Raw genomic sequence first — 21,483 nt, 5'->3', positions numbered from 1 at the left:
AACGAAACTAATTAGATGTTTACGAAGTGAGTTTTGTGCGAAGAAAAATCAATGAAGTCAATACTCACAAAACTTTAGGAGGACAATATATGGATTCTACTCTTCTTATGCAAGAGGCGATTAAAGCACGATCAAAAGCTTACATTCCATATTCCCGATTCGGAGTGGGAGCTGCCCTTCTTGATCAGGATGGTCATATTCACCACGGCTGTAATGTGGAAAATGCAGCTTTTGGCCCAACCAACTGTGCGGAACGGACAGCATTATTTCGTGCGATTGCGGACGGTCACGCTATTGGTTCTTTTAAAGCAATTGCCGTAGTAGCTGACTCGGACGGCCCAGTTTCACCTTGCGGTGTGTGCCGGCAAGTAATGATTGAGTTGTGTTCGCCGGATATGAAGGTTATTCTTGGGAACATGAAGGGTGATATCGTTGAGACTACGGTGGGAGAATTGCTTCCAGGCGCTTTTGGTCCTGTAGATCTGAAGCAAGGACAAGCTCCAGAGTGAACTTAGGTTTTTGATTTAATGCCTGTGCCTGTTTAAAGGCAAATCAGGCTTAGTTAGACGAAGGTTGCTACTTTAATTGCACAATGTACAGTTAAATTGTTACTCTTTCGCACAAAAATGAATTTAGTTGCAGATAGTACAATTAAATTTATGATAAAGCCCATATTTGGCTCTTAAGACAGGATTTAATTGCACAGAATACAACTAAAACACCAAAAACATAAACTCAACCTAAAATTAGTTGTACAAAGTACAATTAAAAGTGTTCTAGTTCTACCAAGTTAGGCTAAACTGGTGCAAACTATGTGTTTTTAGAGTAACATTACGAGGTAAGCGCCACGGCAAAAGCCGCCAGCGATTCTTTGCACATCGTAACTTGAACCCTGACTGTAAGCTGCATCTCAGTAATCTTTATCTATGGTGAGCTTAATGCGAACCGTGTTAATAAGCAACAGAGAAACGTGTCCCCAACAGGGGACACAAGCGCTCACGCACGACCGTCCCTCTAATCCCGCCGAACGTTGCAGGTGCGCCTATTTCCGGGTGTCCAGAGGACCGGGACCCGTGGAGTCCCCTTGGGTAAGGGGGATTTAGGGGGATCGGAAAAGCTTTTAAAAAAAGATTGAATGATTGAAAAAGATTGAACTAGAAGGTAAGTATGGAAGGAAGATAATATGAAATTCAAATCAGGCTTTGTCGCAATTATCGGCAGACCAAACGTAGGTAAATCAACACTCATGAACCAGGTCATTGGCCAGAAGATTGCCATTATGTCGGATAAGCCACAAACAACCAGAAACAAAATCCATGGTGTTTACACAACAAACACTTCACAAATCGTATTCCTGGATACACCGGGGATTCATAAAAGACAGTCCAAGCTAGGCGACTACATGAACCAGACTGCAATGAGTACACTGGGTGAAGTAGAAGCAGTGTTATTCCTTGTGGATGCGTCAGAGGGCTTGGGCGGTGGAGACCGTTACATTGCCGAGCAATTAAATGGTCTGAAGACACCGGTGATTCTAGTGCTCAACAAGATCGATAAAATAGAGCCGGAAGCTCTGCTCCCGCTTATGGCTCAATATAACAAGCTGCATGATTTTGCCGAAATTATTCCGATTTCTGCGAAGATGGGCAGCAATGTTAACACGCTGTTAGAGCAGGTTGCCAAGTACTTGCCGGAAGGCCCTCAGTATTATCCAGAAGATCAAATCACGGATCACCCCGAGCAATTTGTCTGCGCGGAATTAATCCGGGAGAAAATTCTGCATTTGACTCGTGAAGAAGTGCCGCACTCTATTGCTGTAGCCATCGAAGATATGAAGGTTGAGCCTAATGGAGTAGTGCATGTTTCAGCTGTTATTTTTGTTGAGCGTGATTCGCAAAAGGGAATTATTATCGGCAAGCAAGGGGCAATGCTGAAAGAGGTCGGCAGACGGGCTCGGACAGATATTGAGAACCTGCTGGGTTCGAAGATTTTTCTGGAGCTATGGGTAAAAGTGAAAAAAGATTGGCGCAATCAGGACCGCGTTCTGCGGGATTTGGGCTTCCATAAAGACCTTTAAGTTAATTCCGTTATTCCTCGTTTGGTAGGAATTGCAAGGATAGAACCTGCTCCATCGCACCATCCTAATTCTTGATAAGAGACATCGTCTTTCCCAAGAAAGGATGAATACGAATGCGAAACTTTTCGTGGAAGTATTTTGCAATGACAGGAGACGTCGATGCTTACCTGCTGTATAAGGAAGCTGGCCATCCGCTTGAAGATAGTGGATTACAGCTAGTGGAGGAAGAGAAGGCCTGTGATGAAGAAGCGCAATAAGGACTGGTTGCTTGCCGAATGGTTGGGGGAAGAGGCATGCTACACAGGGTGGAAGGGATCGTCATCCGCAGCATGGACTACGGCGAGGGGAACGCAATTATTACGCTTTGCACCGAGAACGCGGGAAAAGTAGGGGTTCTGGTGCGTGGCGCAAAGAAGGTCAAAAGCCGCCATGCTGCATTGATACAACTGTTCACCGTTGGGGAATTTGTTTTTTTTAGAAATAATGGAGGACTTGGGACACTGAATTCTGGCGAAATTACGAAGTCGCACCATCCGCTGCGTGAGGATTTGATCAAAGCTGCTTATGCGTCTTATGCGTGTGAACTGCTTGATCGTGTTCTGCATGATGAGGAAACGGGAAGCTTCTGGTTTCGCCAGCTTACGGCCTGTCTTAATGCACTTGAAGAGGACAAGGAACCCGGCGTTATCATAAATGTCTTTGAAATGAAAATCTTACAGGCAGCCGGTTATGGTCCTGAATTCGATTCTTGTGTAATTTGTGGTGCCAAGAAGCCGGATGATCAACTGCTGGTCAGCCCTCGCCTTGGTGGAGCACTGTGCCGCAGTTGTAAACATAATGACCCTCCAGCCATGGAGGTCTCTGCTCGTGCGTTGAAGCTGCTGCGATTATTCGCCAGACTTGACCTGACTAGACTAGGCAATGTGGATGTAAAGGAAAGCAGCCGGGATGAGCTGAAAAAAATTATGCGGGCCTTTATGGATGTGCAACTCGGATTAAAGCTGAAGTCACAAAGTTTCCTAGACCAGCTCGACAAGTACAAGATTTGACGAAAGCTGATTTTTCCGTTACTATAGGATCAGTTTATTATATGATCGTCGTTATGCTCCAATTGGGGAGAGGCGTGCATTGATCGGGAAAGTAGTGGACTGTATTGTCGTTATTCAGCGAGCTGGGGGCAGTGGAAGCCTAGCGGGACAACGTTCATGAACATGGCACCCGGGAGTACGAATGCGGCGAATGAAAGTGGATTTCGTTCTTGTCTTGGCAGCAAACTTGCTCATACAAGGTATGAAATCAAGTAGGGTGGAACCGCGGGAGAATAAGTTAAGCTCTCGTCCCTATGTCTGTTAATCAGGCATGGGGGCGGGGGCTTTTTGTTGCTGTCAGGAGCTAAAAGTGCCGCCTCCATGGTAGAAAGTTTTAGGCAAGCTGTTGTAAAAAACTTGTAAAGCGAAGGAGACGGTATTATGAACTTCCAGCAGATGATTTTGACACTGCAGCAGTTCTGGGCTGAACAGAACTGTATCATCGTACAGCCTTATGACACAGAAAAAGGCGCCGGCACGATGAACCCTATGACTTTTTTACGCTCGCTAGGTCCTGAGCCTTGGAGAGTGGCTTACGTAGAGCCTTCACGTCGTCCCTCCGATGGTCGTTATGGAGAGAACCCGAACCGTCTGTATCAGCATCACCAATTCCAAGTAATCATCAAACCCTCACCAGATAACATTCAAGAGATCTATTTGGATAGCTTGAAAGCACTAGGTATTGATCCGCTCTTGCATGACATCCGTTTTGTAGAGGATAACTGGGAGAACCCGTCACTGGGCTGTGCGGGTCTGGGATGGGAAGTATGGCTGGACGGTATGGAGATCACTCAATTTACTTACTTCCAGCAGGTAGGTGGCATCGAAGCTAATCCTGTTGCTGTAGAAATCACTTACGGTATGGAGCGCTTAGCCTCTTACATTCAGGATAAAGAAAATGTGTTCGATCTTGAATGGGTAAGCGGTATGACTTATGGTGATGTTTTTCATCAGCCGGAGTTCGAGCATTCTACCTACACTTTTGAAGTATCGGATGTAAAAATGTTATTCTCGCTGTTCAACATGTATGAAGAGGAGGCACGTAGAGCGATGGAGAAACATCTTGTGTTTCCAGCCTACGATTATGTGTTGAAATGCTCACATAGCTTTAATCTACTCGATGCGCGTGGGGCAATTAGTGTAACTGAACGGACTGGATTTATTACCCGAGTGCGTAATCTTGCCCGCTCCGTAGCGGCAACATATCTTGAGGAACGCGAGAAGCTTGGCTTCCCGCTGCTGAAGAAAGAAGGTGCTGACCGTGTCTAAAGATATCCTGTTTGAGATCGGTCTGGAGGAAATTCCTGCACGTTTTATCCGTGCTGCGATGGAACAGCTGCAAGATAGAATGTCCAAGTGGTTGGATTCTGCACGTATAAACCATGCTGGAGTTACTGCATATGCTACGCCACGTCGTTTCGCTGTATTTGTTAAGGACGCGGCTGAGAAGCAAGAGGATATTAGCGAAGAGGTCAAAGGACCTTCACGCAAAATCGCGCTGGATGCTAACGGCGACTGGAGTAAAGCTGCGCTAGGATTTGCCCGCAGTCAAGGTGTATCTCCAGAGCAATTTACATTTAAAGAGCTAGCTGGCGTGGAATATATTTATGCCACAAAAAATAGTGCGGGTGTAGAGACTGCTTCTTTGCTCACAGAAGGACTTCTGGGTATTGTAAATGCAATGACTTTCCCGAAGAACATGCGCTGGGGAGCTTACGATTTTAAATTCGTTCGTCCGATCCGCTGGATGGTTGCTCTTTTTGGTAAAGAGATCATTGATTTGGAAATTACGGATGTAAAAGCGGGTAATGTGAGCCGTGGACATCGTTTTCTCGGTACAGAGACTGTAATCTCGGAGCCTGCACAATATGTGGAGAGCATGCGTGCGCAGCATGTACTTGTGGATGTGAAGGAACGGGAAACGCTTATCCTGGATCAAATCAACAAATTAGCTGAAGAGAAAAGCTGGACGATTGCGATTAAAGAAGATCTTTTGGAAGAAGTACTGTTCTTGGTAGAAACACCAACCGTGCTCTTTGGAACCTTTGATCCATCTTTCTTAGAGATTCCTCAGGATGTGCTGATTACCTCGATGCGTGAGCATCAGCGTTATTTCCCTGTTTTTGATGCAGCTGGCAAGCTACTGCCATTCTTTGTAACTGTACGTAACGGGAATGCAGAATCCTTGGATGTTATCGCTAAGGGAAATGAAAAAGTGCTTCGTGCTCGTCTATCAGATGCCAAATTCTTCTATCAAGAAGATCAAAAGATGAAGATTGACGATGCGTTAGCCAAGCTTGAAAACATTGTTTACCATGAAGATTTGGGCAGCGTAGGGGATAAGGTGCGCCGTATTCGCCAAATCTCTGATCGTCTGGCTGTGAAGCTTGGACTATCAGCTTCTGCTGTGTCCGAAGTAAGTCGCACTGCGGATATTTGTAAATTCGACCTTGTAACACAAATGGTTTATGAATTTCCTGAGCTGCAAGGAACAATGGGTGAAGATTATGCACGTAAAGCAGGCGAGCCTGAAACTGTGGCAAAAGCGATCTTCGAGCATTATCAGCCACGATTTGCAGGAGATGCTGTACCTTCAACAGAAGCAGGTTCAGTTGTCAGCATAGCGGACAAAATCGATACGATTGTTGGCTGCTTCTCCATCGGCATCATCCCGACAGGATCTCAGGATCCATATGCCCTGCGCCGTCAGGCTGCAGGTATTGTCCAAATTGTGCTTGAGCATAAATTGCCAATTACGCTGCGCGAAATTTTTGAAGCGGCGATTGAAATTCATGAAAATTCAGGAAATACGAAACATTCTGGAGATGAACTACGTATAAACCTGTACGAGTTCTTCGGTCTGCGTGTAAAACGTCTTTTATCTGACAATGTACGCTATGATGTTGTGGACGCTGTAACAGCGGCTGGTTTTGACGACGTGGTAGATGTTGTGGGCAGAAGCCGTGCTCTTATGGCTGCTGTGTCCGACCAAGCAGATTTCAAGATTACCGTAGATTCGCTTACTCGTGTCAGTAATTTGGCAAGTAAAGCAACCAGTGAAGTGATTGATCCTGCTTTACTTAAAGAAGATGCTGAATTGCAGCTTTTTAATACATGGCAGGAGCTTCACGCACCTTACCTTGAAGCTATGGCGGCAAAAAATGCCGAAGAAGCACTTCGGATTCTTTCGGGTCTAAAAGACGCCGTTACAACATTTTTTGATTCCGTTATGGTTATGGCGGAGGACGAGCAAGTGCGTGCTAACCGTTTGGCTCTGCTTGCTGGTATTGATGCTGACTCCAAGTCGTTCGCTGATTTTGCGAAGCTTGTCTGGTAATTTTAATCAAGAAAATTTGAATCTTATGGTATAGAATGTTGGTTTGGGGTATAAATATACGGAACGGTGCCAATGCGTCATTTGACATCCGTTCCGTATTTATGCTTAGAAAGAAGGATTTCTTGCGGAGAGGGCGTATATATATTACACGGGAAATTGGTGATGATCATGGAGAAGTCCCAGTCTAGAACGATAGTGGTGGATGGGGATGCTTGTCCGGTCAAAAAAGAGATCGCTGAGGTAGGTCGCACCTTTGGTGTTCCGGTTCTTATGGTATCTTCTTATGACCATGCACTGAAAGCTGAAGAGGGTGTAACGGTTGTGCAGGTGGATCGAGGAGATCAGAGTGCCGATCTATATATTGCCAATCATATTACTGCAGGAGATGTGGTATTGACTCAAGATTATGGTCTTGCGGCACTTGCACTAGGTAAACGATGCAGTGTGCTTTCATTTCGTGGTCAGGAATACGACAATTCCAAGATGGATTTTATGTTGGAGGGAAGACATGCCAGGGCCGTTGAACGAAGACGGGGACATTATTCCAAGGGTCCAAAACCCATAACGGCAGAAGAAAAAACTTATTTTCAACATAAACTGACAAAACTTTTAATACTTTTGCAGGAGAATGTGGAGCAATAGCGAATTATATTTATTTGTTAAGAGATGAAGGTGGTTGAAGTGGCTAGCGGACACGGCAATATTCCGGAAGAGGTTATCGAAAGCGTGCTTGCGCGTCATGATATAGTCGATACAGTCGGTAAGGTTGTTCATTTGTCCAAGCAGGGGAAATATTTATGGGGCCTCTGCCCGTTCCATTCGGAGAAAACCCCTTCCTTTACTGTTACCCCCGACCGGGGAGTATTTCATTGCTTTGGCTGCGGTATGGGTGGAAATGCCATCAAATTTAGGATGGAAATCGAAGGATTAACCTTCCCCGAAGCTGTCAGAATAATGGCTGAAGAAAGTGATATTCCCGTTCCAGAAGGTAAGGGAGGTATGATGTCTCCCCCTGATCCGGAACGCGACCGGTTGATTCAAGCTTATGAATGGTCGGCAAAGTTCTATCATTACTTGCTGAAGAACACGGAACACGGCAAAGCCGCTATGGACTATTTAAGAGGCCGGAACTTCAGTGATAAAATGATTGACCAGTTTCAGATCGGATACGCTCCGGACCGCTGGGATACTTTGTTGCAGTTTTTGGAAAAACGAAATTTTGACCTTGCGGAAATGGAGAAAGGCGGACTTCTGTCAGCCCGCGGTGAGGGCAAAGGCTATTTGGATCGTTTCCGTGGCCGGATTATCTTTCCGATTGCCAACCGTACAGGCAAGGTAATCGCATTCGCCGGAAGAATACTTGGAGAGGGTCAACCTAAGTATTTAAATTCTCCGGAGAGTAGATTGTTTAACAAAAGCCGGATATTGTACAATTTGCACCAGTCCAAAGCATCCATTCGCAAAACTCGACAAATCGTCCTGTTTGAAGGATATGGAGATGTCATCTCATCCTGGGAAGCGGGTGTGCATAACGGCGTAGCAACGATGGGAACGTCCTTGACGGAGGGTCATGTGGCACTGATGAAAAGCCTGGCTGATGAAATTATACTGTCTTACGACGGTGACCGGGCGGGACAAGCAGCAGCCATGAAAGCCATTCCGATGCTTGAAGGCAGCGGCCTGCGTGTAAAGATCGCCTTACTGCCAAGCGGGGTGGATCCGGATGAATTTATCTCCAAGCATGGAGGAGAAAGATTTAAAGATCAGGTTATTGATTCAGCAGTTTCATCCATAAAATTTAAGCTTATATATCTGAAAAAAAACCATATACTCCTAGAGGAAGATGGCAAAATCGCCTATGTCAAGGAGGCCTTAGAAGTTATTGCTTCACTGCATTCCTCAACAGAGCGAGAGGTTTATCTGAAGGAAATCGCTGCTGAACTCGAACTTTCCTATGATAGTTTGAAGCAGGATTGTAATTTACTTAGGGCATCGATGCAAAAAAACATCCCTGAAGGGGATAATAACGACAAAAGGTGGAATAATGGTAGGCATAAAAAAGGGCAGGTGCAGACACCGACCTTACTACCCGCTTATCATGTCGCGGAACGGCGTCTATTGTCCTTTATGATTCAGGACCCGGAAGCCGCCACGTATGTGGGCGAACGCCTCGGAGAAGATTTCAACATCGTTGATCATGCGGCAATTGCTGCTTATCTATATGCCTATTACGCGCAAGGCAAACCACCCGGCATTAGCCGGTTTCTATCATCACTTCAGGATGATCGTCTGGAGAAAACTGCGACATCAATATCCATGATGGATACCCCTCCGGACTGGAATATGCAGGTTCTAGATGATTGTATTCGTGAAGTGCGGAAATACCCACTGCAACGCAAAATGGAACAGAAGCGTGAAGAGATGATTCAGGCTGAAAAGTCAGGTGACTTTTTGCGTGCGGCACAAATAGCAAGTGAGATTATAGCCCTAGAGAGACAATGACATGTTGACAGGATGTACCTAGGGAGGAGGGAGTCGAATTATGGCGAACGATCAGCATACTGAATTGGAAGCAGAATTTACTTTGGATCAGGTTAAGGATCAGCTCATTGAGCAAGGTAAGAAAAGATCATCATTAAATTACAAAGATATTATGGAGAAATTATCGCCGTTTGATCAAGACCCCGAGCAAATGGAGGAGTTCTACGAGCAACTCAGTGATTTGGGAATTGAGGTTGTAAACGAGAACGATGAAGAGGTTAACAGCCTCCGACCAAGTGAGGATAATGAGGATAAAGACAGCGATGATTTCAGCTTTGATGACGATCTGTCGCTGCCACCAGGGATCAAGATTAATGACCCTGTCCGTATGTATCTAAAAGAAATCGGACGCGTTCCTTTGTTGTCGGCTGACGATGAAGTTGAGCTTGCTATGCGGATTAAGAATGGCGATGAAGAAGCTAAACGCCGGCTTGCAGAAGCGAACCTGCGTCTCGTAGTAAGTATCGCGAAACGTTATGTCGGACGCGGTATGCTGTTCCTGGATCTGATTCAGGAAGGTAATATGGGTCTGATCAAAGCAGTAGAGAAATTTGACCATAACAAGGGATTCAAATTTAGTACGTATGCGACTTGGTGGATTCGCCAGGCCATCACTCGTGCGATTGCGGATCAGGCGCGTACCATTCGTATTCCTGTACACATGGTGGAAACGATCAACAAGCTGATTCGGGTTTCTCGCCAATTGCTGCAAGAACTGGGACGCGAACCTTCCCCAGAGGAAATTGCGGCTGAGATGGAACTGACGGTGGAGAAAGTTAGAGAGATCATGAAGATTGCCCAAGAACCTGTATCCTTGGAAACGCCAATAGGTGAAGAAGATGACTCTCATCTAGGAGACTTCATTGAGGATCAGGAAGCATTGGCTCCTGCGGATGCAGCGGCTTATGAACTCCTGAAGGAACAGCTGGAGGATGTGCTGGACACGCTCACGGAGCGTGAAGAGAATGTACTTCGCCTGCGTTTTGGCCTTGATGATGGACGGACAAGAACGCTTGAAGAAGTCGGCAAGGTGTTTGGTGTTACCCGGGAACGGATCCGCCAGATTGAAGCCAAGGCATTGCGCAAACTTCGTCACCCTAGCCGCAGTAAACGGCTTAAGGATTTCCTTGAATAGTATTTCATGAACTGGACCTTCTGCTGCTCAGTGGCAGGAGGTTCTTTTATTTGAATTTACGCTGGTAAAAAATGTGTTGACCTTGTGTATCTGGAAAGAAGGATGAGCCAGTGAATTTGGAAAAACGCGACATCATTATAAAAGAGATTCAGTATTGGAGAAAAAGCCGGTTGCTGCCAGAGCAGTATTGCGATTTCTTAACCAATCTGTATGACGATGAGGATGCGAATAAGGATAACAATCCAATTTCGCTGAGAAATTTACAGCAGGGAAGCATCAAAATTTGGCTGTTTTCTTTTGGAATTATTTCCTTGATTTTCTTGATTAGTCTTTATTTTAGCGTTTTTCCCTGGCCTTTGCAACTTGCAACCGCACTATCTGTATTAATTATTTGTTATGGATACTCCGCCGTTTATAAGGACCGGAACAATGTTATCAGTCTTATCCTAGCGGGGCTGGGCAGTGTTTTAACGCTTGGTTTTGGGCTATGGCTGATTGATTTGCATGATCTGGATCCTCAGCTCTGGAGGCCTATTCTAATTGGGTGCTGCGGCTTGTTATGGTGTATTTTGGGATTTTTACTCCGGATAGGTTTGTTGCAGTACTGTGGTTTTGCTTTTTGGGCATTACTGTATGCAGGGTTCTTCGGTGGAAGAAGCCCGGAGGCCTCTATATTTGAACTGGAGTTCCTATGGCTGCCATTGTGTGTGCTGATGGTATGGTTAAGCTGGCTTTTGCATCATAAGGTAAGAGGTGTTGCCAGTGTTTATTTTGCAGTGGGAGTATCGCTTTGGATCATGCCAGAGCTTGACGCTCTTTTATTAAGACAGGATTATCCGCAGTGGATTTCATTGATGCTGATCCTAAAGATTGCAGCAGGGTTAGCTTTGTTGTTTGGGTTTCGAAAAAAATGGATAACGTGGGTGGCAACATGAACAATGTGAAATTATCAGATCGGCTTCAGCAATTGCTGGAGCAAATTCCGCAAGGAAGCAGATTAGCAGATATCGGTTCCGATCATGCCTTGCTTCCTGTGGCCGCTGTCGAAAGCGGTAAGGCTGTGTTTGCAATTGCAGGTGAAGTAAACCCGGGTCCCTTTGATGCTGCTTGTAAGGGCGTTGCAGAGGCTGGACTAGGGAAGGTGATCTCGGTGCGCCGTGGAGATGGCCTTGAGGTTCTGGAACCTGGTGAAGTCAATTGTATCACGATTGCTGGTATGGGAGGCGCATTAATTGCCGCGATTCTGGACCGGGGTCAAAGCCAGGGGAAGCTAAAAGAGGTTACAACCCTTTTGCTTCAACCGAATGTAGGCGAGGATATTTTGCGCCGCTGGTTATTAAATAATAAATGGGTACTCGTAGCTGAGAGAATATTGGAAGAAGACGGGAAGCTATATGAAGTATTGACGGCTGTACCAGAAAATACGGAAGCTGGAATTACAAATGAAAGTGTATATCGTGAATTAACCTTGGGGGATTCCGCTAAAGTCCTTGGGCAAGAGGCCTTGCTTCAAATGGGACCATGGCTGCTTCAAGCACCAAATACTGTGTTTTTTGCTAAGTGGCAGGGTGAGATTCAGAAATTGGAAGGCATTTTAACATCGTTGTCACGTTCAGAACTCGAATCTGCTGAGCATAAACGGAAACAGATTCAAGGTCAGATCAGGGAAATTACGGAGGTGCTACAATGTTTGCCAAGGGACAAACAGTAATTCAGTATATGGAGCAACTGGCTCCTAAGCATTTAGCTGAGGATTGGGACAAAATTGGCCTTCAACTGGGCACGCTGCAAAAAGAAATCACTAATGTATTAGTTGCTTTAGATGTGAATGATGAGGTAGTTGAAGAAGCGATTCGTCTAGGCTGCAATTTGATTATTGCGCATCATGCGATTATTTTCCGTCCATTGCAAGGAATCCAGACAGACACACCGGCGGGCAAAATGTATGAAAAATTAATTAAGAATGACATTGCGGTGTACATCAGCCACACCAATCTGGATGTCACCGAAGGTGGAATGAATGATTGGATGGCTGAAGCTCTTGGCATAGAAAACGGAGTACCCATCAAAGACATTCACTCCGAGCAATTATCAAAGCTGGTAGTATTTGTGCCGAAGGATCATCATCAGAAGGTTCTGGATGCTATTCTGAATGCTGGAGCAGGGGCAATTGGCAACTATAGTCATTGCAGCTTCAATATCGAGGGATACGGTACTTTTATTCCAGGAGAAGGCACGGATCCTTATATCGGGGAAAAAGGTAAGATGGAACGTGCCGAGGAAATTCGTATTGAGACGATCGTCCCGCACTCCATCCGCAATAAAGTGGTGCAGGCTATGCTTAAGGCCCATCCTTATGAAGAGGTTGCCTATGATTTGTACTCAATGGATCTTAAAGGCCGCAGCTTAGGACTTGGGCGGGTAGGAAAGCTCAAAGAGCCTACAACCCTTGGACAATTCGTGGAGACGGTAAAAAAAGGCCTGAAGGTAGACCATGTACGGGTTGTTGGTGATTTGGACCGTCCGATTCGTAAAGCTGCCGTTCTCGGCGGCTCGGGTGGAAAGTATTATAACAGTGCTATTTTCCGCGGTGCGGATGTCCTGGTTACTGGGGATCTGGATTATCATACAGTTCAGGATGCTGCGCTCGCCGGAATCACTCTGATTGATCCGGGACATAATGCGGAGAAGATCATGAAAGAGAAAGTAGCGGAGTGGATGGCTGGAAAATTGGCCGAGCATAAGTATGATACAGCTGTGCATGCTTCGCAGGTGAATACGGAGCCATTTAAGTTCCTATAAAATTGCCATTTAATAATGCTTGTGCCAGACATGTGATGTCTGTATAATATATAATGTTGTTCGGAAAGTTTGACAGACAATCGCCGGTGACGTGAAGACGTCACGGGAGGAAAGTCCGGGCTCCATAAGGCAGGATGCTGGATAACGTCCAGTCGGCGCGAGCTGAAGGATAGTGCCACAGAAATGGACCGCCGATGGCTGCCTTAGGGCGGCACAGGCAAGGATGGAACCGAGGTGTAAGAGACCCCGAGGAACGCTGGTGACTTCGTTCCTGGTAAACCCCATCTGGAGCAAGACCTAATGAGACGCAGCTGAATAAGCAGCCTTAGCCTGAGGCGCGTCTAGGTTGGTCGCTGGAGCTGTGCAGTAATGTATGGCCTAGATAGATGATTGTCGCTTATGGTGGGAGGGTAGTTCCCGATCGAACCACGACGAGCACAGAACCCGGCTTACGGCAAACTTTCCTAACTGCAACGTTATAATAACAACACCATACAAACGGCGACGTATCCCGGTAACCCGGCCTACGCCGCCTTTTTTGTTGCAAACAAATGCGGATACGGCAAATATATAAAGCGGTGAATGCGATAACATGCAGGGATTTGGAACGTGATATGCAGAAATTAGACTTTTTAGAAGAATTGCTAGCGGCTGATGAGCTGATGGCTGATGAGCAGATGGCTGGTGGTTGATGAATAGATGGCTGGTGGTTGATGGTTGATGGTTGATGGTTGATGGTTGATGAGTAGATGGCTGGTGGTTGATGAGCAGATGGCTGGTGGTTGATGAATAGATGGCTGGTGGTTGATGAGCAGATGGCTGGTGGTTGATGAGCAGATGGCTGGTGGTTGATGAATAGATGGCTGGTGGTTGATGAATAGATGGCTGGTGGTTGATGAGCAGATGGCTGGTGGTTGATGAGCAGATAACTTGTGGTTGATGAATAGATGGCTTGTGGTTGATGAATAGATGGCTGGTGCTTGATGAGTTGATAGCTGATAGCTGATAGCTGATAGCTGATGGTTGATGGTTTGATGAGCTGATATGCTAACGGACCGAGATGCAGTTATTTGTGTATTTTATGCCTTTTTGGAGGAGTTTCGGACTGGAGAGCCGTTATTCGGCATAAATAGGGTGGATATCGGGCGTTTTGGATCGAATAGTGACTATGGGGTCCGATAGCAAACCAAATGAGCGGAATTGATGCAAATAAGAGCGCTGGGGTCCGATACAAACCTCCAGAACTCCAGAACTCCAGAACTCCAGAACTCCAGAACTCCAGAACTCCAGAACTCCAGAACTCCAGAACTCCAGAACTCCAGAACTCCAGAACTCCAGAACTCCAGAACTCCAGAACTCCAGAACTCCAGAACTCCAGAACTCCAGAACTCAGAACTCCAGAACTCCAGAACTCCAGAACTCAGAACTCCAGAACTCCAGAACTCAGAACTCCAGAATTCAGAACTCCCGAACTTCCGAACGCCATGGTTACTTTGACGCCAGAATTAGACTAGTAGCTAGCAAACTGTAACAATGCGGAGCTTGGCTAATCTTCTGCGGAAAGATTGGAGTTAGTAGCGAAATATCAATTGTAACCTCTGGCTGTAACTTCCTGTGAAATCGGAGTTAATTGAGTGGCAGATGAGTTGAGTAACTAGAGGATGTTTGGTGATGCGGAAAGCGAAATGTGGGAAATGGGACATTTGACGTGCAAATTTGCTGAATGCGAAATGAGATGTGTAGAAATGCGAATGTGGAAATACGAAATAAGCTGTACAGAGGCGCTGAATAATGGCAATTCGAAATGTGAAGAGCAAAAATTGCTGAATGTGAAATGTGAAATGTGAAATTACGAAATGAGCTATGTAGTGCCACAAAAGTAGAAATACGAAAATGAGATGTGCAGAAATGCGTAAATGTAACATTCTGCAAATGCGCAAAAGTGAAAGCTCAGAAATCTGCTCACAAAAAACGGCTTCCCCGTCCAATAAAGGAGGATGGAGAAGCCGTTTTATTTTGCCATCGTAGGTATTGATTACGAGCAGTTGTTTACGACCGAACGATGTTTTGATTTTGCTGCCATTGTACCAATGCTTTCTCTAGACGCTGGACAGCAACAGGAACTTGCTCTGGTGGCGTGTGTGTGAAGTTAAGGCGCATTTTGTTTTTGTGAGGCTCCGCTGAATAGAATACCTCTCCGGGTACAAACGCTACTCCGTTTTCCACTGCCAGCGGGAGTAATTCCTTAGTGTTAATCTCTTCGGAAAGGGTAAGCCATAGGAACATGCCGCCTCTTGGCTCGAGGAAATGTGCTCCTTTCCAGTTATGTGATCTGAGTTCCGCGGACAGGAGCTTCATACGCGAATGATACTCTCTTGAGATGAGGCGGATATGCTGCTCAATATCAAAATGCAACAGCAGTTCATCTAAAGCACGCTGGTCGATGGTGCTGGAATGCAGATCGGCTGCTTGCTTTGCCTTGGCGATGGTCTTGATTAGTTCGGAATCGCCGATAATCCAGCCGGTGCGTAGGGCAGGGGCGACGATCTTGGAGAAGGTCCCTGTGTAGACTACACAATGATCCCCGCCGAAGCTTCTATCGATGGAGGCTAATGAGGGTGGATATAGAGTTTTATCTTCATCAAAGGTTATTTCTCCATAGGGATTGTCCTCTAAAATAAGAACACCGTAACGGCGGCAGATTTCAACCACCTTCTCGCGGCGTTCTTTACTCCAGGTTGCTCCAGACGGATTGTTGAAGGTCGGAACTGCGTATAGCAGTTTTGGCCGATGTATCCGAATCTGCTCTTCTAACTGATCCGGCAGAATGCCATGTTCATCATTTGGTATCGAATGAATAGCAGCCCGGTAAGAACCGAGCACTTGTAGTGCTGCCAGATAGGTGGGCGCTTCCACAAAAACTGCATCGCCGGGATCCAGCAATATTTTGCATAACAGATCTATAGCTTGCTGTGAGCCTGTAGTCAATACCATCTCAGAGGTTGTAACCGGGATGCCTTGCCGGGTAAGCCTTTCAGCGATTTTGTCACGTAGTGGAGTAAAACCCTCGGTAAGCCCATATTGAAGCGCTGAGGTGTCGCTGGAGAGCACACGATTATAGGCATCACGTACGGCCTCCAAGGGAAACAAATCCTCCCCAGGCAGCCCGCCTGCAAGTGAAATAATGTCATTGCCTTGTGTAACTTTTAGAATCTCCCGAACTGCTGATGATCCTAGATGATTGGCTGCCGTTGAGTATTTGATATCCATAAATTAGTTCTCCACCTTTCGATTTGATGCTATCATAATAGGAGTGCTGTATAACAGTAAAGCGTTGAATATAACAGTGGAGGTGAAGGGTTCATGCATATCGATTTGAATCGCAGCGGCAGCAAAACTCTGCCCCATCAAATTAGTGAAACCCTCAGTCAGCGGATCTCATCAGGACTGCTTCAGCAAGGTGTCCGGCTGCCCTCCGTTAGAAGTCTAGCTATAACCTTGAACGTGAGTCAGGTTACAGTAAGCAAGGCTTACGATATGCTTGAGAAACGAGGACTTATTTACTGCAGACAGGGTAAAGGGTGCTTTGTAGCCGATCCAACCCATAATAGACGTCAAGAAGAGGGTTGCTGGCAGGATTTATATGATGATTATTTGCCGCGGGCTCAGCTTTGGCGGAATTTTGATGTTTCAGAAGTGAAATATCCCTTTCATTTAGCCGCCATCCACAGTGAGCTGCTGCCACTTCAAGATATTGGTGACACCTATGCATCCTTGGTCAAAGAGCAACCGGAGCTTATGGCAACCTACGGGAATTTTCAGGGAGATCTTGAGCTGCGGAATGTCATGAGAGAACATTTGAAATCGCGTGGGATTTCACTCACTTCTTCCGATTTGATGATAACCAGCGGGACCCAGCAAGGCATTGATCTGGTGGCTCGTACATTTGTTGGTCCTGGAGATACAGTCTATCTTGAGGCGCCTAGCTATACTGGTGCTATTGATGTTTTTGCGGGACGAGGTGCAGAGATGATTTTTGTGCCTACGGATAGTGAAGGGATGCGAGTGGATGTTCTTACAAAAATGTGTGATCAAAGACCTCCAAAGCTAATTTATACCATCCCTACTTTTCAAAATCCAAGCGGTGCAACTATGAGCATCACAAGAAGACAACGACTGCTGGAATTAGCGCGCAGCTACCGTTGCCTCATTGTTGAGGATGACCCATTTAGTGATTTATATTTCCATGCACCACCACCTAGGGCGATTAAATCAATGGATCCCGATGGACATGTAGTCTATATGAAAAGCTTTAGCAAAGTACTTGCACCTGGTTGCCGAATCGCCTGTGTGGCTGCAGAAGGAAATATTCTGTCCCGGCTGATCGCCGCTAAATCTGCGAGTGATCTGGGAAGTCCCTTGCTGACACAGAAGGCCGTATTACCCTTCATCGCTGAAAAATACGACGCCTACGCAGCACAGCTACGAATTACACTCCGTGGTCGTATGGAAAAGGCGGCGAAGCTTCTGAAGCTGTACGCGCCGCCTGGAGTGAACTATATTCTACCAGAGGGAGGACTTAATCTCTGGCTGGAGCTGCCCCCTTCTCCTGATATCGCAAGCCTGCATGACTTGGCGGAGCAGGAGAGCATTTCTTTTTTACCCGGTGATGTATGTTACTCTGCGGAAACGCCTTCCCGCCACATCCGTCTTTGCTATTCGCAAATGAAGGAACTCGAAATGGAGGAAGGGTTACAGCGGTTTCTGCGCTTACTTGGCCGGTTTTTGCAATGATACGGTTATGGGGTGTTATTTGTTCTTTGTTTTAATTGATTCATTTGCTGGCGTACATGTTGCGGAAAAAGCTGCAATGGAACTTGATTGCCGCTTGCCGCTTGTAGCGTTTTATAAATATCGACCTGACCCCAGCCAAAGTATTTATCATGGCCGGAAGTTCCCAGATCAACAGCGTTTTTGGTCATAAGGTCCATAACTTCCTTATTCGTCAGATTAGGATTCAGTGAACGTACCAGACCCGCCAGCGCAGCGACATGGGGACTGGCCATCGACGTGCCGGATAAAGCGGCATACTGGCTGTCCGGATAGGTGCTTGCGATGCTTTCTCCGGGTGCAGCGACATCAATATAATCGCCGTAGTTGGAGAAGGAGGCTTTTTCCCCTGAAGCATTTGTAGCAGCCACTGCAATCACTTCGGGATAAGCTGCAGGGTATCCAGGCCGTTCTGTATTATCATTGCCTGCTGCAGACACAAGCACGATGTCCCGGTCATAGGCGTATTTAATCGCATCATGGAGGAACTGCGAGTCGGCATAATTCCCTAAACTTAAGTTAATAACCTTTGCGCCATTGTCAGCTGCCCATATGATACCTTCTGCTACGGAATAAGTCGTTCCGGCACCTGAGTTATCTAGCGCTTTTACAGGGAGGATCTTATTGTACCAGCTGATGCCAGCTACACCTTCCCCGTTGTTAACAAGTGCGCCAATGATTCCAGATACATGTGTACCGTGACCTACATCATCCTCGGGTGTGGAACCATTGGTAATGGCATTGTAACCAGTCAAAAGCTTACCTTGTAAATCAGGATGACTAATCTGCACTCCCGTATCGACTACGGCGACAACCACTTCTTTGCTACCCTTGGAAAGATTCCACCCTAGCTCAGTTTCAATCGCCGGGAGGTTCCATTGGTAAGTGGAGAATAACATGTCGTTAGGCGTGACAGTTCCTTCAGCGTTTTTAGTGATGGTATCATTGGTTAAATACATATAGTGAGGTTCCGTATACTCGGGATGCCATTTGTTGGTGAAATAGGATTTCAGCTGATAATAGCTCATCTTCTCAGAGCGAAAGATATAGGCATATCCCAGCTTGCGTGGCTGCTTGCAGTGGATATCGGCGGTTATAGTCTGGAGCTGTCCCTGAGTCGGAGCATTTCCCTTAAAACGGACTACAATTTCATTCTCATAAAAATGGCTGGCATTTTCGTTATCATGGCCGGTCTTGACTGTGATGTCCTTTAAATTATCGGTATGGACTGATTCCACATGGTATTTGCCTTCCTTAGGATACGGAATGAGACGCAGGTTCTTCAGCTGATGATCTGCCACACGCCCAAGCACCTTTTGGTTAATAAGAGCAATAATCCCTACATTTTTCTCTTTGTTCCGCTGAGCGATAAAGTAATATTTTTCTTTACCGATTGTAAACGTTGGAGATTCATAGGATTGATGACCGTGGATTGCTGATTTTGCCGTATTGAGATATTTTAGAAGCTGTTTGTTCTCCTGTTCGGTTCCTTTTGGAAAAGACGACTTAAAGGTCTCAGTCTTTTGTGTGCGGAAATCGATCCACATCAGCATGGAGATAAACCCGTGGTCTTGCTGCAATCGTTTCGCATACACTGATTTATCATGAATCGAAGACATCCCGTCTGTTTCAGACAGGAGTTTAGTTAAGTGTCTACTGACATCGACTCTATTCAGATGATCTGTTGCCTCCACATCCTGGCTTAAGGAGGTTTTCTTTAATGTTTTTTCCTGAGAGGGATTTGGAGGTGAATGCAAAGCTGAAGTTGGAGCCGGATTCTGAACAGCGACTTTTGCGGCCTCTCTGGTCGTCCCATTAGTGGCAGGGCGCAGGGCAAAGGTAAATAACCCAACTGTAAAAGCTGCTGTAACCAAACCTGCAACTGTTAGATTTTTTCGTGACATGATTTCCGCTCCTCTATGCAATGTAATGTCTATAGGTTTAGAAGAGAGCGTATCTTTTATGCATCTTAGAAAAGGATACCTTCCTAACGTTTTTTATGATAATATCAGAGAGAATAAGTATCTCGAATTGTCTTCTTGATTTTGTAAGAGATACCTCATTAGATGTTGTTCTTAATAATTGTTCAGAAGGTTAGACTTCTCTGTGTTCACATCCTGATATTGCAAGAATAAAGAGATACGTCTTTAGGGCGGTTTCTTTCAGAGGATTAACTTTATTGACTACAAGAGCAGGGAATAATAAGGAGGAGCAACCGCTATGTCAGCAGCCAATGTGCAGAAATTATGTGAATCGACGAGAGATAAACTTAAAGTGGTAATCGACAAAATGGAAGTATTTCTAAATGAGCATGCATTGCCTCAGCTTGTAGTTGAGGGAGATGAGGAAACCGTACAATTTTACCAAGGTTTTCTGTCCGATCTTCGTCACCTATTAGTGTTCTCGGAAATGTCATATGAGAAATTAGGCGTTGCGCTGCGTCGTGCGACATTCGATGAATCTTTTGCACAGAAAGCGCTTTATAATGTATATCACTATGGCGTGAACAACTTCTTTTATCCGAAAAATGAAAGCTATTCTGAAGATGGCCGTTACGCTTATACAGGTCAGGATGCAATCCGTTTCCGCAAAAAGCCAGTACGTCCCGCACGTGATATCATCCTAGAAATCACCAAAACGTATGAAGATCTTCGCGATGATCTCATTTATTATGAGAACGACTATTTGACCGAGAAACGTATGCAAAATCAGGTTTAACTTCTAAATAGTGATCTAAAGGGATCAGCACTTTGTCATTTTTGTAATGACGATGAGCGGGTCCTTTTTTGCGTGGATTAAAAGCCTGTCTCGATACATCAACTGGAAACCACTCTGTCGAATAGCGGGTAAATGGAGCGGACATAATGAAGCCGAGGTGATAATTATGTCGAGTGAAAAACCATTAGTAAAATGTAGCGTGAGCAATTGTCATTATTGGGGCGAGCATAATTTATGCCGGGCTGAAGAAATTGTCATCGAGATCGATAAGCACGTAGGCAATGGTTATAAGGAAGAATATGCTGAAGAAATGACAAATGAAGGTCACCGCGATCATGCCAGTACATCATCTGCAACATGCTGTCTGACGTTTAAGCCGAACGCTTAGGAGGCCGCCAGAATGGACACAGAAAAGGATAATGAATCAAGCTCATCACGGGAACAATCCGGTCCGAGAAAAGTCATTCTTCGTCCGCGGAGAGTGGACTATCCTCGTCGGGACAGAGAGCATCGCGAAGAATACGCTGCTGAGGTAAATCCGGTTCCAATGCAGGTTCGGGATGCCCCGCGGAGAGTGGAAGAGCGAAAGGACAATGAAGCGGATTATAGTGGAAGCCGGGTAATGGGGTATGTTGGACTGGGGATGGGGATCGCCTCATTGTTCATCTGGTCCTTTATTCTCGGACCCATCGCTGCCGTAGTTGGTTATTATTCCTATGTCAAAGAGCAAAAAACGCTTGGGGCATGGGCAATGGGCTTAGGGATTGTTGCGACACTAAGTTACTTTGTGATGATTCCCTTTGCGCGCTAAAAAGAACTGAATGGCTTTGATCTAAACAGGCTTTTAGACCTAAATATCAGGGTCTGAAGTCTGTTTTTTCATTCCAACATATAGCAATAATCTCAGATAAAATGTAAGATTAAGCCGTAATTCATCGAAATTTCAACGCGAAAC

The 21,483-nt window shown here is 45.7% G+C and carries 19 protein-coding genes and 1 other RNA gene; 18 read left to right on the top strand and 2 right to left on the bottom strand.

The window, feature by feature from the left end:
- The first annotated feature begins 89 nt into the window (after nucleotides 1-89).
- From NST40_RS24000 to NST40_RS23935, 14 genes are all read left to right on the top strand, one after another.
- Nucleotides 90-509 (top strand): cytidine deaminase, encoded by a 420-nt coding sequence (locus NST40_RS24000; protein WP_076221046.1) that lies wholly within the window; start codon nucleotides 90-92, stop codon nucleotides 507-509.
- A 674-nt stretch (nucleotides 510-1,183) separates the two neighbouring features.
- On the top strand, nucleotides 1,184-2,077 hold the full coding sequence (era, locus tag NST40_RS23995; protein WP_036683823.1) for a GTPase Era: 894 nt from the start codon (nucleotides 1,184-1,186) through the stop codon (nucleotides 2,075-2,077).
- A 113-nt stretch (nucleotides 2,078-2,190) separates the two neighbouring features.
- Nucleotides 2,191-2,334 (top strand): YqzL family protein, encoded by a 144-nt coding sequence (locus tag NST40_RS23990; RefSeq protein WP_076098533.1) that lies wholly within the window; start codon nucleotides 2,191-2,193, stop codon nucleotides 2,332-2,334.
- A 36-nt stretch (nucleotides 2,335-2,370) separates the two neighbouring features.
- Nucleotides 2,371-3,126: a DNA repair protein RecO gene (gene recO / locus NST40_RS23985; RefSeq protein ID WP_342410064.1), complete on the top strand. Its 756-nt coding sequence runs from the start codon at nucleotides 2,371-2,373 to the stop codon at nucleotides 3,124-3,126.
- A 420-nt stretch (nucleotides 3,127-3,546) separates the two neighbouring features.
- Nucleotides 3,547-4,434, top strand: coding sequence for a glycine--tRNA ligase subunit alpha (glyQ, locus tag NST40_RS23980; RefSeq protein WP_036683820.1), 888 nt, complete (start codon nucleotides 3,547-3,549; stop codon nucleotides 4,432-4,434).
- Entirely contained in the window at nucleotides 4,427-6,502 is a 2,076-nt protein-coding gene (gene glyS / locus NST40_RS23975) for a glycine--tRNA ligase subunit beta (protein WP_342410063.1), read from the top strand. Before glyQ ends, glyS begins: the two co-directional genes overlap by 8 nt.
- A 162-nt stretch (nucleotides 6,503-6,664) precedes the next feature.
- Nucleotides 6,665-7,144, top strand: coding sequence for a DUF188 domain-containing protein (locus NST40_RS23970; protein ID WP_076220169.1), 480 nt, complete (start codon nucleotides 6,665-6,667; stop codon nucleotides 7,142-7,144).
- 39 nt (nucleotides 7,145-7,183) lie between these two features.
- Nucleotides 7,184-9,004, top strand: a complete 1,821-nt coding sequence (dnaG, locus tag NST40_RS23965; protein WP_036683805.1) for a DNA primase — start codon at nucleotides 7,184-7,186, stop codon at nucleotides 9,002-9,004.
- Between the two features lie 40 nt (nucleotides 9,005-9,044).
- A complete protein-coding gene (gene rpoD / locus NST40_RS23960) occupies nucleotides 9,045-10,178 on the top strand; it encodes an RNA polymerase sigma factor RpoD (protein WP_036683799.1) in 1,134 nt (377 codons plus the stop codon).
- A gap of 110 nt (nucleotides 10,179-10,288) precedes the next feature.
- A complete protein-coding gene (locus tag NST40_RS23955; RefSeq protein ID WP_036683797.1) occupies nucleotides 10,289-11,113 on the top strand; it encodes a hypothetical protein in 825 nt (274 codons plus the stop codon).
- A 5-nt stretch (nucleotides 11,114-11,118) separates the two neighbouring features.
- Nucleotides 11,119-11,889: a class I SAM-dependent methyltransferase gene (locus NST40_RS23950; RefSeq protein WP_076185284.1), complete on the top strand. Its 771-nt coding sequence runs from the start codon at nucleotides 11,119-11,121 to the stop codon at nucleotides 11,887-11,889.
- Complete coding sequence (locus tag NST40_RS23945; RefSeq protein ID WP_076098536.1) at nucleotides 11,865-12,980, top strand: Nif3-like dinuclear metal center hexameric protein; 1,116 nt, start codon at nucleotides 11,865-11,867, stop codon at nucleotides 12,978-12,980. Before NST40_RS23950 ends, NST40_RS23945 begins: the two co-directional genes overlap by 25 nt.
- A 64-nt stretch (nucleotides 12,981-13,044) precedes the next feature.
- Nucleotides 13,045-13,447: RNase P RNA component class A (gene rnpB / locus NST40_RS23940), an RNA gene on the top strand.
- A gap of 723 nt (nucleotides 13,448-14,170) precedes the next feature.
- Nucleotides 14,171-14,494 (top strand): hypothetical protein, encoded by a 324-nt coding sequence (locus NST40_RS23935; protein ID WP_342410062.1) that lies wholly within the window; start codon nucleotides 14,171-14,173, stop codon nucleotides 14,492-14,494.
- A gap of 535 nt (nucleotides 14,495-15,029) precedes the next feature.
- Here NST40_RS23935 and NST40_RS23930 read toward each other — a convergent pair.
- On the bottom strand, nucleotides 15,030-16,250 hold the full coding sequence (locus tag NST40_RS23930; RefSeq protein WP_342410061.1) for a PLP-dependent aminotransferase family protein: 1,221 nt from the start codon (nucleotides 16,248-16,250) through the stop codon (nucleotides 15,030-15,032).
- A gap of 93 nt (nucleotides 16,251-16,343) precedes the next feature.
- Here NST40_RS23930 and NST40_RS23925 point away from each other — a divergent pair, with 93 nt between their 5' ends.
- Nucleotides 16,344-17,774 carry a PLP-dependent aminotransferase family protein gene (locus NST40_RS23925; RefSeq protein WP_342410060.1) on the top strand — a complete coding sequence of 477 codons (1,431 nt, stop codon included), beginning with the start codon at nucleotides 16,344-16,346 and terminating at the stop codon, nucleotides 17,772-17,774.
- Nucleotides 17,775-17,779: 5 nt separating this feature from the next.
- Here the strand turns inward: NST40_RS23925 and NST40_RS23920 are convergent, their stop codons facing one another.
- Nucleotides 17,780-19,714 (bottom strand): S8 family peptidase, encoded by a 1,935-nt coding sequence (locus NST40_RS23920; RefSeq protein WP_342410059.1) that lies wholly within the window; start codon nucleotides 19,712-19,714, stop codon nucleotides 17,780-17,782.
- 316 nt (nucleotides 19,715-20,030) lie between these two features.
- On the opposite strand from NST40_RS23920, the gene NST40_RS23915 reads away from it, so the two are divergent.
- From NST40_RS23915 to NST40_RS23905, 3 genes are all read left to right on the top strand, one after another.
- Nucleotides 20,031-20,528 carry a YpuI family protein gene (locus NST40_RS23915; RefSeq protein WP_036683764.1) on the top strand — a complete coding sequence of 166 codons (498 nt, stop codon included), beginning with the start codon at nucleotides 20,031-20,033 and terminating at the stop codon, nucleotides 20,526-20,528.
- Between the two features lie 166 nt (nucleotides 20,529-20,694).
- Entirely contained in the window at nucleotides 20,695-20,916 is a 222-nt protein-coding gene (locus tag NST40_RS23910; RefSeq protein WP_036683762.1) for a DUF1540 domain-containing protein, read from the top strand.
- 12 nt (nucleotides 20,917-20,928) lie between these two features.
- Nucleotides 20,929-21,339, top strand: a complete 411-nt coding sequence (locus tag NST40_RS23905) for a hypothetical protein (RefSeq protein ID WP_076217851.1) — start codon at nucleotides 20,929-20,931, stop codon at nucleotides 21,337-21,339.
- Nucleotides 21,340-21,483 lie beyond the last annotated feature (144 nt).

Origin of the sequence: Paenibacillus sp. FSL R10-2778 (assembly GCF_038593035.1) — a bacterium.
GTDB classification, from domain to species: Bacteria; Bacillota; Bacilli; order Paenibacillales; family Paenibacillaceae; genus Paenibacillus_AQ; species Paenibacillus_AQ odorifer.
Note: the sequence above shows the minus strand (reverse complement) of the source record. Positions and strands in the feature narration are given on the sequence as shown.

Coding starts and splice junctions, on each gene's coding strand:
- NST40_RS24000 (WP_076221046.1), top strand. CDS start 90: ATGGATTCTACTCTTCTTATGCAAGAGGCGATTAAAGCACGATCAAAA.
- era (WP_036683823.1), top strand. CDS start 1,184: ATGAAATTCAAATCAGGCTTTGTCGCAATTATCGGCAGACCAAACGTA.
- NST40_RS23990 (WP_076098533.1), top strand. CDS start 2,191: ATGCGAAACTTTTCGTGGAAGTATTTTGCAATGACAGGAGACGTCGAT.
- recO (WP_342410064.1), top strand. CDS start 2,371: ATGCTACACAGGGTGGAAGGGATCGTCATCCGCAGCATGGACTACGGC.
- glyQ (WP_036683820.1), top strand. CDS start 3,547: ATGAACTTCCAGCAGATGATTTTGACACTGCAGCAGTTCTGGGCTGAA.
- NST40_RS23970 (WP_076220169.1), top strand. CDS start 6,665: ATGATCATGGAGAAGTCCCAGTCTAGAACGATAGTGGTGGATGGGGAT.
- rpoD (WP_036683799.1), top strand. CDS start 9,045: ATGGCGAACGATCAGCATACTGAATTGGAAGCAGAATTTACTTTGGAT.
- NST40_RS23945 (WP_076098536.1), top strand. CDS start 11,865: ATGTTTGCCAAGGGACAAACAGTAATTCAGTATATGGAGCAACTGGCT.
- NST40_RS23935 (WP_342410062.1), top strand. CDS start 14,171: ATGAGCGGAATTGATGCAAATAAGAGCGCTGGGGTCCGATACAAACCT.
- NST40_RS23930 (WP_342410061.1), bottom strand. CDS start 16,250: ATGGATATCAAATACTCAACGGCAGCCAATCATCTAGGATCATCAGCA.
- NST40_RS23925 (WP_342410060.1), top strand. CDS start 16,344: ATGCATATCGATTTGAATCGCAGCGGCAGCAAAACTCTGCCCCATCAA.
- NST40_RS23920 (WP_342410059.1), bottom strand. CDS start 19,714: ATGTCACGAAAAAATCTAACAGTTGCAGGTTTGGTTACAGCAGCTTTT.
- NST40_RS23915 (WP_036683764.1), top strand. CDS start 20,031: ATGTCAGCAGCCAATGTGCAGAAATTATGTGAATCGACGAGAGATAAA.
- NST40_RS23910 (WP_036683762.1), top strand. CDS start 20,695: ATGTCGAGTGAAAAACCATTAGTAAAATGTAGCGTGAGCAATTGTCAT.
- NST40_RS23905 (WP_076217851.1), top strand. CDS start 20,929: ATGGACACAGAAAAGGATAATGAATCAAGCTCATCACGGGAACAATCC.